The 14,611-nt window shown below is 68.5% G+C and carries 13 protein-coding genes; 10 read left to right on the top strand and 3 right to left on the bottom strand.

Annotation, left to right across the window (positions count from 1 at the left end; genetic code table 11):
- Positions 1-47: 47 nt before the first annotated feature.
- From AWC07_RS16820 to AWC07_RS16795, 6 genes are read left to right on the top strand one after another with little or no spacing between them, the layout of a single operon-like run.
- Positions 48-1,445, top strand: coding sequence for a glutamyl-tRNA reductase (locus tag AWC07_RS16820; protein WP_036411021.1), 1,398 nt, complete (start codon positions 48-50; stop codon positions 1,443-1,445).
- A 13-nt stretch (positions 1,446-1,458) separates the two neighbouring features.
- The gene (gene hemC / locus AWC07_RS16815; RefSeq protein ID WP_036411019.1) at positions 1,459-2,412 is read left to right on the top strand and encodes a hydroxymethylbilane synthase; all 954 of its coding nucleotides are present in this window, start codon (positions 1,459-1,461) and stop codon (positions 2,410-2,412) included.
- A 20-nt stretch (positions 2,413-2,432) separates the two neighbouring features.
- Positions 2,433-4,100 (top strand): bifunctional uroporphyrinogen-III C-methyltransferase/uroporphyrinogen-III synthase, encoded by a 1,668-nt coding sequence (locus tag AWC07_RS16810; RefSeq protein ID WP_139829746.1) that lies wholly within the window; start codon positions 2,433-2,435, stop codon positions 4,098-4,100.
- A complete protein-coding gene (hemB, locus tag AWC07_RS16805) occupies positions 4,100-5,080 on the top strand; it encodes a porphobilinogen synthase (RefSeq protein WP_036415988.1) in 981 nt (326 codons plus the stop codon). Before AWC07_RS16810 ends, hemB begins: the two co-directional genes overlap by 1 nt.
- Before the next feature lie 11 nt (positions 5,081-5,091).
- Positions 5,092-5,631, top strand: coding sequence for a hypothetical protein (locus AWC07_RS16800; protein WP_036415990.1), 540 nt, complete (start codon positions 5,092-5,094; stop codon positions 5,629-5,631).
- The gene (locus tag AWC07_RS16795) at positions 5,628-5,921 is read left to right on the top strand and encodes a hypothetical protein (protein WP_036415992.1); all 294 of its coding nucleotides are present in this window, start codon (positions 5,628-5,630) and stop codon (positions 5,919-5,921) included. The genes AWC07_RS16800 and AWC07_RS16795 overlap by 4 nt, the downstream gene beginning before the upstream one ends.
- On the opposite strand, the gene AWC07_RS16790 is transcribed toward AWC07_RS16795, so the two are convergent.
- The gene (locus tag AWC07_RS16790; protein ID WP_036415994.1) at positions 5,918-6,367 is read right to left on the bottom strand and encodes an STAS domain-containing protein; all 450 of its coding nucleotides are present in this window, start codon (positions 6,365-6,367) and stop codon (positions 5,918-5,920) included. The two genes, AWC07_RS16795 and AWC07_RS16790, sit on opposite strands and share 4 nt — an antisense overlap.
- Positions 6,368-6,805: 438 nt before the next feature.
- On the opposite strand from AWC07_RS16790, the gene AWC07_RS16785 reads away from it, so the two are divergent.
- Together AWC07_RS16785 and AWC07_RS16780 are read left to right on the top strand one after the other, a co-directional pair.
- Positions 6,806-8,035 carry an acyltransferase family protein gene (locus AWC07_RS16785; protein ID WP_036415998.1) on the top strand — a complete coding sequence of 410 codons (1,230 nt, stop codon included), beginning with the start codon at positions 6,806-6,808 and terminating at the stop codon, positions 8,033-8,035.
- Between the two features lie 92 nt (positions 8,036-8,127).
- The gene (locus tag AWC07_RS16780) at positions 8,128-8,787 is read left to right on the top strand and encodes an Rv0518 family GDSL lipase (RefSeq protein ID WP_425271255.1); all 660 of its coding nucleotides are present in this window, start codon (positions 8,128-8,130) and stop codon (positions 8,785-8,787) included.
- Between the two features lie 263 nt (positions 8,788-9,050).
- Here AWC07_RS16780 and AWC07_RS16775 read toward each other — a convergent pair whose 3' ends face one another.
- Entirely contained in the window at positions 9,051-11,264 is a 2,214-nt protein-coding gene (locus AWC07_RS16775) for an acyltransferase family protein (RefSeq protein WP_085105152.1), read from the bottom strand.
- A gap of 10 nt (positions 11,265-11,274) precedes the next feature.
- Positions 11,275-12,102, bottom strand: a complete 828-nt coding sequence (locus tag AWC07_RS16770; protein WP_051508257.1) for an alpha/beta hydrolase — start codon at positions 12,100-12,102, stop codon at positions 11,275-11,277.
- Positions 12,103-12,461: 359 nt separating this feature from the next.
- Here AWC07_RS16770 and AWC07_RS16765 point away from each other — a divergent pair, with 359 nt between their 5' ends.
- Both AWC07_RS16765 and AWC07_RS16760 read left to right on the top strand, forming a co-directional pair.
- On the top strand, positions 12,462-13,604 hold the full coding sequence (locus AWC07_RS16765) for an LLM class flavin-dependent oxidoreductase (RefSeq protein ID WP_036419319.1): 1,143 nt from the start codon (positions 12,462-12,464) through the stop codon (positions 13,602-13,604).
- A gap of 211 nt (positions 13,605-13,815) precedes the next feature.
- Positions 13,816-14,559 (top strand): class I SAM-dependent methyltransferase, encoded by a 744-nt coding sequence (locus AWC07_RS16760; protein ID WP_085105151.1) that lies wholly within the window; start codon positions 13,816-13,818, stop codon positions 14,557-14,559.
- The last annotated feature ends 52 nt before the right edge of the window (positions 14,560-14,611 follow it).

The following is a 14,611-nucleotide window of genomic DNA, read 5'->3' as shown; positions in this document are numbered from 1 at the left end:
ACTTCTCACTTCTCAAGGCGCAAGGGAGCGGGCCAGGTGATGCTGCCGTGAGCATCCTGCTCTTCGGAGTTTCGCACCGCAGCGCGCCGGTTTCCGTCTTGGAACAACTCAGCATCGACGAATCCGAGCAAGTGAAGATCGTCGACAAGGTATTGCAATCACCGCTGGTCACCGAGGCCATGGTGCTGTCAACGTGCAACCGCGTCGAGGTGTATGCGGTGGTGGAGGCGTTTCACGGCGGCCTGTCGGTGATCGGCCAGGTGCTGTCCGAGCACTCCGGCATGTCGATGGGCGCCCTGACCAAATACGCCTACGTCCGCTACAGCGAGGCCGCGGTCGAGCACCTGTTCGCGGTGGCCAGCGGCTTGGATTCGGCCGTGATCGGCGAGCAGCAGGTGCTGGGCCAGGTACGCCGCTCGTATGCCGCCGCCGAGGCCAACCGCACCGTCGGCCGGGTCTTGCACGAACTGGCCCAGCGGGCGCTGTCGGTGGGCAAGCGGGTGCACTCCGAAACCGGGATCGACGCTGCCGGTGCTTCCGTGGTGTCGGTCGCCCTGGGCATCGCCGAACGACACCTGGGCGGGCTGGAGGCCAAGACCGCCGTGGTGGTCGGCGCCGGAGCGATGGGTGCGCTGTCGACGGCACATCTGACTCGGGCCGGCATCGGGCGGATCCGCGTGCTCAACCGCTCGTTGCCGCGGGCGCAGCGGCTGGCGGGCAAGGTCCGCGGAGCGGGCGTGCCGGCCGAGGCGATGCGGCTCGACCGCCTGGCCGAGGCGCTTGCCGATGCCGACGTGGTGGTCAGCTGCACCGGCGCGGTGAGTCCGGTGGTCTCGCTGGCCGACGTGCACCACGCGCTGGCTCATGCCCGCCGAGACGAAGAGACGCAGCCGCTGGTCATCTGCGATCTGGGGATGCCCCGCGACGTCGACCCGGCGGTAGCCGGCCTGCCCGGCGTCTGGGTCGTCGACGTGGACCGCGTCCAACACGAGCCGTCGGCACATGCCACGGCGGCCGACGTCGACGCCGCCCGCCACATCGTCGCCGCCGAAGTTGCCGCCTACCTGGTAGGGCAGCGGATGGCCGAGGTAACCCCGACGGTCACGGCGTTGCGCCAGCGGGCCGCCGACGTGGTGGAGGCGGAGTTGCTGCGTCTGGAGAACCGGCTACCCGGGTTGGAGCGTGTCGAGCGTGAAGAGGTGGCCCGCACGGTGCGGCGGGTGGTGGACAAATTGCTGCACGCGCCCACGGTGCGGATCAAGCAACTGGCCAGCGCTCCCGGCGGCGACAGCTACGCCGAGGCGCTGCGCGAGCTTTTCGAACTCGACCAGACCGCTGTCGATGCCGTCGCAACCGCAGCCGAACTGCCGGCGGTGTCCAGCGGAATCGACGCGGGTATGCACCCGGGCGAGCTGCCGCGCGACCGGAACCCGTTTGGCGAGTAGCTGATTGTCACACGTGATCCGGATAGGCACCCGGGGCAGTCTGCTGGCCACCACTCAGGCCGCGACGGTCAGAGACGCGCTCATCGCCAACGGCCACCCGGCCGAGTTGGTGACCATCAGCACCGCCGGCGACCGGTCGTCAGCGCCGATCGAGACGCTCGGGGTGGGCGCCTTCACCACGGCGTTGCGTGAGGCCATCGAAGACGGTCGCGTGGACGCGGCCGTGCACTCGCACAAGGATTTGCCCACCGCCGAAGATCGGCGGTTCACCATCGCGGCGATACCGCCGCGCAACGATCCCCGCGATGCAGTGGTGGCCCGCGACGGGCTGGTGCTTGGGGAGTTGCCGGCCGGATCGCTGGTCGGCACCTCCTCCCCGCGGCGGGCCGCACAGCTTAGAGCATTGGGTCTCGGTTTGGAAATCCGCCCCCTAAGAGGCAACCTAGATACCAGGTTGAACAGGGTAAGCAGTGGTGATCTTGACGCCATCGTGGTGGCCCGGGCAGGTCTGGCCCGGCTGGGCCGCCTCGATGATGTCACCGAGACGTTGGAGCCCGTGCAGATGTTGCCAGCGCCGGCGCAAGGCGCGCTCGCCGTCGAATGCCGGGCCGGTAACCACCGGTTGGCGGCAGTGCTGGCGGAGCTGGACGATGCCGACACGCGGGCGGCGGTCACCGCGGAACGAGCCCTGCTGGCCGAACTGGAGGCCGGTTGCTCGGCACCGGTGGGCGCGATCGCTGAGGTGGTCGAGTCCATCGATGAGGAGGGGCGGGTCTTCGAAGAGCTGTCGCTGCGCGGCTGCGTGGCGGCGCTGGACGGATCCGACGTGATCCGCGCGTCCGGCGTCGGCACCCCCGGCCGGGCACGGGAGCTGGGGCTCTCGGTCGCCGCGGAGCTGTTCGAACTGGGTGCTCGAGAACTGATGTGGGGAGCGCGGCACCATCCGCGCAAGGAAAAATTTGAGTGAGTGACGTGGGAGCGACAATGATGACGCGAGGGCGTAAGCCGACTCCGGGCCGCATCACTTTTGTGGGTTCTGGTCCCGGCGACCCGGGTCTGCTGACCACACGGGCTGCCGCGGTGTTGGCCAACGCCGCTCTGGTGTTCACCGACCCCGACGTACCCGAGCCGGTGCTGGCGCTGATCGGCAAGGACCTGCCACCGGTATCCGGACCTGCGCCGGCTGCCCATGCGGGGGAGAACGTCGGCCCGGCTCCGGGAGATCCCGCCCAGACTGCTCCAGCGGTGGTCTCGAGCGGCCCCGACATCCGCCCGGCGCTGGGCGAACCCGCCGATGTGGCCAAGACGCTGACCGCCGAGGCCCGTTCGGGTGCCGACGTGGTGCGGCTGGTGGCCGGCGACCCGTTGTCGGTGGACGCGGTGATCACCGAGGTGAACGCCGTGGCGCGCACCCACCTGCACTTCGAGGTCGTGCCCGGGCTGGCCGCCACCAGCGCGGTCCCGACGTATGCCGGGCTGCCGCTGGGCTCCTCGCACACGGTGGCCGACGTGCGCGGCGATCTCGATGACACCGACTGGGAGGCACTGGCCGCGGCCCCCGGACCGCTGATCCTGCAGGCGACCGCGTCCCATCTGGCCGACGCCGCACGCACCCTTCTCGACCACGAGCTGGCCGACACGACGCCGTGCGTGGTCACCGCGCAAGGCACCACCTGCCAGCAGCGATCGGTCGAAACCACGCTGCAGGGACTGACCGATCCGGCCATCCTGGGCGGCACCGACCCCGCTGGCCCGTTCGCCGGGCCGCTGGTGGTGACCATCGGCAAGACCGTGAGTAACCGGGGCAAGCTGAACTGGTGGGAGAGCCGGGCGCTGTACGGCTGGACCGTGCTGGTGCCGCGCACCAAGGACCAGGCCGGCGAGATGAGCGAGCGGTTGACGTCCTACGGAGCGCTGCCGGTCGAGGTGCCGACCATTGCCGTCGAACCGCCGCGCAGCCCCGCGCAAATGGAACGCGCCGTCAAGGGCCTGGTCGATGGCCGGTTCCAATGGGTGGTGTTCACCTCGACCAACGCGGTACGGGCCGTCTGGGAGAAGTTCGGCGAATTCGGTCTGGATGCGCGGGCGTTCTCCGGGGTCAAGATCGCCTGCGTCGGCGAGTCGACCGCCGACCGGGTTCGTGCCTTCGGGATCAGCCCCGAGCTGGTGCCGTCCGGCGAGCAGTCGTCGATGGGTCTGCTCGACGAATTCCCGCCGTATGACAGCATTTTCGACCCGGTCAACCGGGTCCTGCTGCCGCGCGCCGACATCGCCACCGAAACGCTGGCCGAGGGTCTGCGGGAACGTGGCTGGGAAATCGAGGACGTCACCGCCTACCGGACCGTGCGGGCTGCGCCCCCGCCGGCGGCCACCCGCGAAATGATCAAGACGGGCGGTTTCGACGCGGTGTGTTTCACCTCGAGTTCGACGGTGCGCAACCTGGTCGGCATTGCCGGTAAGCCGCATGCGCGCACCATCATCGCCTGTATCGGCCCCAAGACCGCCGAGACCGCCGCCGAATTCGGGCTTCGGGTGGATGTCCAGCCGGAGACCGCCGCGGTGGGTCCGCTGGTCGACGCCCTGGCCGAGCATGCCGCCCGATTGCGCGCCGAGGGCGCGCTGCCGCCGCCGCGCAAGAAGAGCCGCAGGCGCTAGTGAGCTCCGCGCGGCAGCGGCCACGCCGGCTCCGCTCGACCCCCGCGATGCGTCGTTTGGTGGCGCAAACCTCGTTGGAGCCAAGGCATTTGGTGCTTCCGATGTTCGTTGCCGACGGTATCGACGAACCGCGACCCATCCGTTCTATGCCGGGCGTGGTGCAACACACCCGTGATTCACTGCGCAGCGCCGCCGCCGACGCCGTCGCCGCCGGGGTGGGCGGGCTGATGCTGTTCGGGGTGCCCCGGGACCAGGCAAAGGACGCGATCGGCTCGGCCGGCACCGACCCGGATGGCATCCTCAACGTCGCCCTTCGGGACCTGGCCAAGGACCTCGGCGACGCGACGGTGTTGATGGCCGACACCTGCCTGGACGAGTTCACCGACCACGGGCACTGCGGTGTCCTCGATGAGCGTGGCCGGGTCGACAACGACGCCACCGTGGCCCGCTACGTGGAATTGGCTGTGGCACAAGCAGACTCGGGTGCTCACGTGGTCGGTCCGAGTGGGATGATGGACGGCCAGGTGGGGGCTATCCGCGACGGCCTGGACGCCGCCGGCTACACCGACGTGGTGATCCTGGCCTACGCCGCGAAGTTCGCCTCGGCGTTCTACGGCCCCTTCCGCGAGGCGGTGAGCTGCAGCCTGTCCGGCGACCGGCGCAGCTACCAGCAGGAGCCGGGCAACGCGCGGGAGGCGCTGCGCGAAATCGACCTGGATCTGGACGAGGGTGCCGACATCGTGATGGTCAAACCGGCGATGGGGTACCTGGACATAGTGGCTGCGGCGGCCGCCAATTCGCCGGTGCCGGTCGCCGCCTACCAGGTCTCGGGGGAGTACGCGATGATTTGCGCTGCCGCGGCTCACGGCTGGATCGACGAACGGGCCGCCGCGCTGGAATCGTTGACCAGCATCCGGCGCGCCGGGGCCGATATCGTGCTCAGCTACTGGGCCGCCCACGCGGCGGGTTGGCTTTCGTGACGGAGGCTTCCATGACATCAGCGGGGGACACCAAATCCAAGCCGTTGTTCTACGAACCCGGGGCCAGCTGGTATTGGCTGCTGGCCGGCCCGTTCGCGGCCGTGTCGATGATCTTGATCGAAATGTCCGGCGGCGGCGGGGTTGGGCTGGTGACGCCGGCGATCTTCCTGGTGATGGTGTCGGCGTTCGTGGCCGTGCAAGTGAAGGCGGCGCGCGTCCACACCTCCGTGGAGCTCACCGAAGACGCGTTGCGGCAGGGCACCGAGACCATCCTGGTGTCCGAGATCGTGAAGGTGTTTCCCGAGCCGGAGAATTCGGCGGCATCGGGCAAGCCGTTGGCCAAGTGGCAGTCGGCGCGGGCGCTCGGCGAACTGGCCGGGGTGCCGCGGGGCCGGGTGGGCATCGGTCTGAAGCTCACCGGGGGCCGCACCGCCCAGGCGTGGGCGCGTCGGCATCGTCACCTGCGGGCCGCGCTGACTCCACTGGTCACCGAGCGTGTGGAGCCCGTTCAGGTGGACGTCGACGACGACGACACCGGGCCGGCGCGATGACCGCCCGGCACCGGGCGGTGGCCGAGCTGGCCGTGGCCGTGGCCGCGGTGGTGGCCACCGCGGCAAGCTGGCTGCACACCCGCTCGACGGTGGCCGTCGGGCCGGTTGCCGACGGGCAGCCGGTCACCGTGTCGGTGGTCTATCACCCGCAGCTGTTGGTGCTGACGTTGTTGCTGGCGACAGTCGCCGGAATTCTCGCGGTGGTGGGGACGGTCAGGTTGCGGCGCAGCGCCCGGCCGAGTCCGATCAAGGGCCCCATCGACACCCGCGACACCCCCGCCGGCGACTAAGCCGTCTTCCTGATCAGCGGCAGGACCAGCTGACGGCGGCTGACGATGGCGTCGGCCAGGTCGCGAAGCGCCTCGTGGACTGAGCCGGTGAGCGGAAACGGTGCGTCGTCGCGGTCGTCGCCGACCAGCTGGCGGACGGCCGGGCTCGCGACCAGTGACCATTGCACACCGGCGGCACGGCAGTTCTCGTCGAGCATCTGCAATAACGCGAGGCCGGCCCCAGAGAAGTAACCGACGTCGCTGAGGTCGACGACCACGGGGTGATCCCCGAGGATGAACCGGCGAAGATACTCGCTGACGTCATCGACGTTGACGGCGTCGATTTCTCCCCGGATGGTCAGCACCGTGGCCAGGTGGCGACGGTGCGCCCGAATCTGAGCGCCGGCGCAGTCGTAGGTCCAGTTTCCCCGTCGACTCGTCGGATCAGCGACGTTGGCGATTGTCATGAGCAGCCTCACTCCCCGTGGCAGTCTGGGCCCCAACGCTAACCCGCAAACATAAGGAGACCGAAAGCCGCGTCTAACTCTTCGCTAAGAGCGATTTTCACGGCGCTTGCCGGGCCTCCAGCAACGTCGCTCGCGGCTGGCGGTGGTGTCCCACGGCAACCTCCCAGGATGCGCCGGGTGCCGTCGGGACCGTCTCGCTGTTAGGCTGCGATGGCTGCCCATTCGCCAGTCGGCGGGCTGGACAACAGGCGGGTCGCCCGCTCAGCCGAAGCAGCAGGCGAACGCCCGACGACGATGCGCGTGCCACCTAGCGAGGTTGGGGCACCGACACCACCCGCCCGTCGGGGAGCTTGCGGGGCAGAGCCGGGCAATCAGTTGACGAAACAGCAGAGTTCAGACGGAAAGAGCGTCGTGCGCACCGGAGACATCACCGCAGACATCAGGGGTGAGATCCGCGGGGAGATCAAGTCGCTGACCGGACTTCGCATCATCGCCGCGGTGTGGGTCGTGCTGTTTCACTTCCGGCCGATGCTGGGCGATGCATCCCCGGAATTCCGCGATGCCCTCGCGCCGGTGCTCAACTGCGGTGCACAGGGCGTCGACCTGTTCTTCATTCTCAGTGGTTTTGTGCTGACCTGGAACTACCTCGACCGCATGGGCCGGTCCTGGTCGACCCGGGCCACCGTGCATTTCCTGTGGTTGCGGCTGGCCCGGGTGTGGCCGGTCTACCTGGTCACCTTGCACCTGGCCGCACTGCTGGTGATCTTGAGCCTGCACGTCGGGCATGTGCCGCTACCGGAAGTGAGAGATCTCACCGCCATCAGCTATGTGCGGCAGATCCTGTTGGTGCAGTTGTGGTTTCAGCCTTTCTTCGACGGGTCCAGTTGGGACGGCCCGGCCTGGTCGATCAGCGCCGAATGGCTGGCCTACCTGCTGTTCGGTCTGCTCATCCTGGTGATCTTGCGGATGGAGCGCGCTACCCGCGCTCGGAGCCTGATCTTGCTGGCGTTCGCCGCGTCGTTGCCGCCGGTGCTGCTGTTGCTGGCCAGCGGCCAGTTCTACACGCCGTGGAGTTGGCTGCCGCGCATCGTCACACAGTTCATCGCAGGCGCGCTGGCCTGCGCCGCGGTGCGCCGGTTGCGGCTGTCCGATAGTGCTCGCCGCGTGGCCGGATATCTTTCGCTGCTGCTGATCGCGGTCATGGTGGCCGTCATGTACTGGTTGGACGCGCATCCCATCACCGGAGTCGTGGACAGCGGCGGCGTGGTCGACGTGCTGTTCGTTCCGCTGGTGATCGCGCTGGCAGTGGGCTTGGGCAGCTTGCCCAGACTGCTGTCGACGCGACTGATGGTTTACGGCGGGCAAATCTCATTTTGCCTGTACATGGTGCATGAGCTGGTGCACACCGGGTGGGGTTGGGCCGTTCTTCAATTCGATCTGACGCCGCAGGACAACCCGTGGAAATGGAACATCATCGGCCTGCTCGCGATCGCCGTGGGTGCCTCGATCTTGCTGTATCACTTCGTCGAGGAGCCCGCGCGCTGCTGGATGCGCAGGATGGTAGATGTAAGAGCAGTGCCCCGGAAAAGCGAATCCGCTGAGTCGGCAAGCGCCACGCTTCACCCGATCGACGGTGCGCGGGAAGCGGTTTCGGCCCGCGCGGTGTGACGGTTGCAGCGCGTCGACGGCGGGTTCGCCTAGATTCCTCGTACGATGACGACGCCGTATCCCAGCGGAGGTTGGTAGTGAGTCGGGTGGCCATGTTCATCGTTGGTCTGACTCTGATGGCCGGCGCAACCCCGGCAACCCCCGGCTACCGCCCGTTGACCATGGATTTCCGGCTCACCCACCTCGCGGTGATCGGTGACTCCTATACCGCCGGCACCGACGAGGGAGGCCTGGGCTCCACGTCGTGGACGGCTCGCGCCTGGCAGGCGCTGGCTCGGGGCGGAGAGCGGATTGCCGCCGAGGTGGCAGCCGAGGGCAGAGCCGGTTACGCGGTGCCCGGTGACCATGGCAGCGTGTTCGAGGATCTGACCGCCAGGGCCGTCAAGCCCGACGATGTGCTGGTGGTGTTCTTCGGCTCGCGCAACGACGAGGGCGTCGAGCCGCAACTGCTGGCCGAAAAGGCCGGCGGGACTTTTGATCTGGCACGCCGCTTGGCACCGTCTGCGAGGTTGCTGGTGATCGGGCCACCGTGGCCCACCGCCGCGGTCCCCGATTCGGTGCTGCAGATTCGCGACGTGCTGAACGCCGCGGCTCACGCCGCGGGAGCAGCCTTCGTCGATCCGATCGGCGACGGCTGGTTTGTGGACAGGCCCGAGTTGATCGGCGCTGACGGCGTGCACCCCACCGACGCCGGGCATCAATATCTGGCGGACAAGATCGCACCGCTCATTCGCGCGCAATTGCTTCGATGAGCGAGCTGATTTTCGTCCAAACCGTCAGCCGCACAAGGTGTTCAGCGTCGCCATTCAGTCTTCTGCGTGCCTTTCGTAGTCCCAACGCTCAAGGCGCGCTTGCAATTGCACGAGACCGAGCCCGGCGACTGGCGTGAGGGCCGTCACAAATATCACCATCAACGGACTCATCTCGAAACCTCCAAGACTCTTTCATTGATAACACGTTCTGTGCGGTTATGTGGTTCATTCGCAAAGAAATTCATCCGTGTCGTAATCCAACTTCACCCTTCGGCCAGGGCGCGATCGGCCAGCGCACCGATAACCGGTGTCAGCAGCTGCGAGTACTGGGTTGTCACGTGGTTGTCGTCGCGGAACACCAGGGTGTTGCCCACGATCACCGGACATCGCTCGGTGCTGCAGAACAGGTCGGTCAGATCCGCATAGTGGCCGCCGCCGGCTGCGGTGGCAGCCTGCTCGGCGGCGATGCCGTCGCCGTTGGCGGCCACCGACCGAAGGGGCGCGCAGCCGCGGGCGTCGTCCAGATGCGCGGAAAGGCACGTCGGCACCGAAGACTGCGGATCGGCGACCGGGCCCAGCACCAGCACCGCCGAACCGTTGCTGCGCAGCTGGGCCACCGTCCGGAACAGCGCATCGATCCAGGCCGGGTCGTAGGACGCGAAGCTGAAGTCCGCGTGGTAGCGGCGGCTCATGCCCAGCACCACCAGGCGCGGCCGCTCGGCCCGCAGCCGGTCGAGTATCTCGGCGCGCCACTGTTCGCACTCGGTGTACCTGCGGCCCAGGTACGGGCTGACGATCGGCAGGTCCAGCAGCGGGCAGGTCACTTTGGCCAACGTCTCCAGCCGCCAGTGCCGCTGCTCGGCGGCCTGCTGCAGAGCCGGGTCCCACATGGCGGCATGCGAGTCGCCGACCAGCGCGATGGTCGTCGCCGACGCGGTGTCGGCCGAAGCGCACTCGTGCTGACCGGCGTCACGCCAGGACCGCAAACAGCCGTTGACGAAGACGGGGGCCTTGTCGCCGGGCGCCACAGCCAGCGGCGGGTTCAGATTCGTCGGCACTGCCCGCAGGTCCGCGGCGGCTGCGACGGCGTCGCGCACCTGGGCGAAGAGGCTCCGGATTGCCGCCTCCTGCGGCCTGGGGCCTTCGGTGCTCGCGGCCGCCGAAGGTAGCGCGGCGATCCTGGCCTCGGGCGCGGCCGCTCCGTGGCCGGCCGGCGCCGGTATCGCGGTCAGCAGTACCGCGGACGCGCACGCCGCGACGCCGCTGGCCGCACCGGCCAGCGCCAGGCTCGCCCTGGCGGATCGGCGGAACGCCGCGGCGAACCGGCCGGGATTCTCGACCAGATGCAGCGTGATCACCGCGAGCCCGGCCGAGACGATGATGGCCGCCAGCCTGGCCGGCAGTCCGGCGGAATCGCCGAGCAGCGGCGGCATCAGGAGCAGCACCGGCCAGTGCCAGAGGTACCACGAGTACGACACCCGCCCGATCGCGCGCATGGCCGGGCGGCACAGCAGGCGACCGACTCCCATCGCGCCGGTGACGCAACCGCTGCCGATCACCAGCGCGGTGCCCAGCACCGGCAGCAGCGCCGCGGTGCCGGGATAGGGAGTGCTTCGGCCCAGCTGGGTGCAGGTCAACAGGATCAGCGCCAGACCGCCCCAGCCGACGATCGCCGCGGGCGCCAGGGGCAGCCGCCGCCAGTGACCGATCGAGAGGGCCACCAACCCGCCCACGGCCAGCTCCCAGGCGCGGGTGGGCAGCGAGAAGAACGCCCAGGACGGCGACGTGCGGGTCCAGATCGCCGCCGCTGCTAGCGACGCCGCCGCCACCAGCCCCAGGGCGACGGCATACGGCATCACCCGCGACCCGGTGCCGCGACCGACACGTCGGACCAGCCAGCCGGTGCCGATGATCAGCGCCGGCCAGACCAGGTAGAACTGTTCCTCGACGCCCAGCGACCAGTAGTGCTGGAAGGGCGACGGCGGCTGGTCGGCGGACAGGTAATCGGTGCCTTGTCCGGCGAATCGGTAGTTGCCGACATACAACGAGCTGGCAATGCCGTCGACGAAGACCCGCCGCGCTTGCAGGGGTGGCAGCAGAGCGGCGGCGCCGATCGCGGTGGCCACGCCGACGGTGGCCGCGGCCGGCAGCAGCCGGCGGGCCCGCGCACCGTAGAAGCGGCCCAGCCGGACCGTACGGGTGGTGGTCACCTCGCGCCACAGCAACCCGGTGATGAGGAAGCCGGAGATGACGAAGAAGACGTCCACGCCGATGTAGCCGCCGACGACGCCCGGGATGCCCGCGTGGTACAGCACGACGGCGACCACCGCGACCGCCCGCAAGCCCTCGATGTCTGGACGGAAACCGATTCCCCGACGGGGCCGCTCTGCTGGACGCAGCGGGCCGGCGGGGTCTGCCGGGTTTGCTGGGTTTGCTGGGTTTGCTGGGTTTGCTGGGTTTGCCTGGGGGAGTGTCATCGTGCTCGCTTCAGGACGCCATCCAGGCCAGCTGGCCGGGCAGTTGTACGCGCCAATAGTCCGTGTCGTGCCCGCCGGCGGAGAAGCTGCCCGCCGGGGCCGTCTTCAGTTGGCTGACGAACTGACGCGTGGCGAAGTAGAAGCGGTCGCCGATGCCGCAGTCCACCCGCAGCGGAATTTGGTTCAGGGCCGGCAGACCCATGACACTGTGGGCCACCCAGTCGTCGTAGCTGTCGAACGCGCCCGGTGCGCTGCCGGTGAACGAGGTGTACAAGGCCGGGCTGACCGCGCAGATTCCGGCCGTCCGCGCCGGGCCCAGCCGAGCACCCAGCAGCAGTGCGCCGTATCCACCCATGGACCAGCCCAGGAAGCCGACCCGGGAGGTATCCATACCCATCGAGGCCAGCATCGGCAGCAGCTCGTCGAGCACCATCGCGCCGGAGTCGGTGCCGGATGCCCTGCGGTGCCAGTAGGTGTTGCCGCCGTCGACACCGACCACCGCGAACGCCGGCTTGCCCGCCTTGACCAGTTGGGCCAACCCCTCTTCAACACCGAGGTCGAGCATCATGCCGGCGTTGCCGTCCTTGCCGTGCAGGGCGATGACCGGCCGCAACAACCTGGTCTGGCCCGGTGGCAGGGCGATCACCCAGTTCGTCTGGATACCGCCGCGGGCTGCCGAGATGAACGAGCCGGACAGCTTGGTCGGCAAGCTGCTGCCGGCCGCCGGGGGCTCGAACGGGGCGGGCGCCTGCGGTGGCGCCGCCTGGGGTTTGAGCGGATCCAGCAGGGCGCTCAGAGCCCACACACCAGCGGCTCCTGCGCTTGCCCCGGCGCCCATCCGCAACACCGCGCGACGGGTCAGGTCAGCCACGGGGCCATAATGCCGCCCCGACAGGGTTTTTCCCGGCGAGCCACGCCGGGTCGGTGGCCCAATCGTGACGCTGCACCGGGGTGGTTGACCCGCGGGGCGGTGACCTTCGGTGACGGCTGCACACTCTTGCACCACCCGCCGGTCGGATTGGGGAGGTTTTCGCCCTTGGGCAACGGTGGTGGGGCCTCAATCATGGAAAGCACGCGGCCTGGCAGCGGCGATGTCCCAGAAAGGCAGCTGCAACGTCAGCTCAAAGTCAGGACAGCCCGGCCCGGCGTCGTTGGGCACGATCGACCGTTGACCTTGGTAGCAGAAAGAGGACCCGGATGAGCCTGGCTTTCCATTGGTTTCTGCCGACGTACGGCGATTCACGCAATCTGGTTGCGGGTGGGCACGGTACCGCGATGCGTGGCGACCGGCCCGCGACGCTGAAGTACCTGCACCAGATCTGTGCGGCCGCCGAAACCAACGGTTTCGAGGCGGTGCTCACCCCCACCGGGTTGTGGTGCGAGGACGCCTGGCTGACGACGGCGATGCTGGTCGAGCGCACCGAGACGCTGAAGTTTCTGGTCGCCCTGCGTCCCGGCCTGACCAGCCCCACGCTGGCCGCCCAGATGGCGGGCACCTTCCAACGCCAGTCCGGTGGGCGGCTGCTGCTCAATGTCGTCACCGGCGGTGAACCGCACGAGCAGCGCGCTTACGGGGACTTCTTGGACAAACAGTCGCGGTATGCCCGCACCGCCGAGTTCCTGCACGTGGTGCGGCAACTGTGGAGTTCGAGTGAGCCGGTGACCTTCACCGGCGACCACATCCGTGTCGAAGGCGCGGCGCTGAACAACCGGCCCGACCCGGTTCCCGCGGTGTTCTTCGGCGGATCGTCGGGCCCCGCCGGGCCGGTCGCGGCGAAGTATTCCGACGTCTACCTCACCTGGGGCGAGCCGGTTGGCGCGGTCGGCGAAAAAGTGGACTGGATTCGCGGGCTGGCGGCCGAGCACAGCCGAACCCTGCAGTACGGCTTACGGATTCACGTGATCAGCCGGGACACCTCCGCCCAGGCGTGGGCTGAGGCCGATCGGCTGCTCGAAGGTATCGACCCGGCGGACATCGCCCGGATGCAGGCCAACTTGGCGCGCAGCGAGTCGGAGGGACAGCGCCGCATGGTCGAGCTGCGCGGCGGCAGCAACGACCGACTGGTGATCGCGCCCAACCTGTGGGCCGGGGTCGGCCTGGTGCGGGGCGGGGCGGGCACCGCGCTGGTCGGGTCCCACGACGAGGTCGCCGACCGGCTGGCCGAGTATGCGAAGTTGGGCATCACCCACTTCGTGCTGTCGGGATATCCGCACCTGGAAGAGGCTTACTGGTTCGGTGAAGGCGTGCTGCCGCTGCTCGAGCGCAGGGGTCTGTGGGCGCGCCCCAACGGTCAGTCGCCACCGGCCCCGGTGCCGTTGGCGGTTGTCTCGGCGCATTAGCCCGTCACCGATTGCCTTGCCCGCCTGGATATTTGGCGGGCTGATCGGCACGCGGTCAGCGCGCTGACCCGCGACCGGCAGTGGCATCCCCAGGCAACCTTGTTGTAGACGATTGCGTTCATTACGCAGGTCGGCTATGGTGGGATTTAGTGAACGCAACCGTATACAACGTGAACGTGCGTTCCCCCGTCGACAAGGAAGCGAGAATCCCATGACAACCGAGGCCAACGTTGCCGGTTTCGAGCCGTTGTACGGCGACGCGGAATTGACCGACGGACTGATCCCGTGGGACATCGGCGGCCCGCAGCCGGTCGTCGAGCAACTGGTCGCCTTTGGCGCCATCCGCGGCGAGGTGCTCGACCCGGGCACGGGTCCCGGATACCACGCGATTCACTATGCGTCGCAAGGGTTTTCGGTGACCGGGATTGATGGGTCACCCTCGGCCATCGAGCGGGCCAGGCGCAACGCGGACCGCGCCGGCGTCGAAGTCGACTTCCAGGTGGCCGACGCCACCCGCCTGGACGGCTACGAGGGCCGGTTTGACACCGTGGTGGACAGCGCTTTCTATCACGTCTTCTTAGGCGACGAAGCCACCCAGGCGCGCTACGCGCAGGCGCTGCACCGGGCCACCAAACCCGGGGCACGGCTCTACATGTTCGAGTTCAGCCCGCACAACGTCAACGGCATCCAGTGGGCCGGCATACCGGCGGACAACTTCGACCGGGTGCTCGGCGCCGGGGGGTGGCGGGTGGATTACCTGGGCGCCACCACCTACCAGGCGCGCTTCCTCCCGCAGACCTTCGACGCGATGACCAAAGTGGTCTCGGAGAGTCAGGACGAGATGCTCGAGCGCATGCGACCGCTCGTGCAGCAGCTGAACGTGCTGCAGCCGCTGCTGCAAGACCACCGGGTACACCTTCCGGTGTGGGCCGTGGTCGCCACCCGCCTGGACTAATGGGAGGCGTTGGCAGCTTGCCGCCGCCTTTCGGACAGCGAACGTCGGTTTG

The sequence above is a fragment of the Mycobacterium gastri genome, assembly GCF_002102175.1.
Lineage (GTDB): Bacteria > Actinomycetota > Actinomycetes > Mycobacteriales > Mycobacteriaceae > Mycobacterium > Mycobacterium gastri.
Note: the sequence above shows the minus strand (reverse complement) of the source record. Positions and strands in the feature narration are given on the sequence as shown.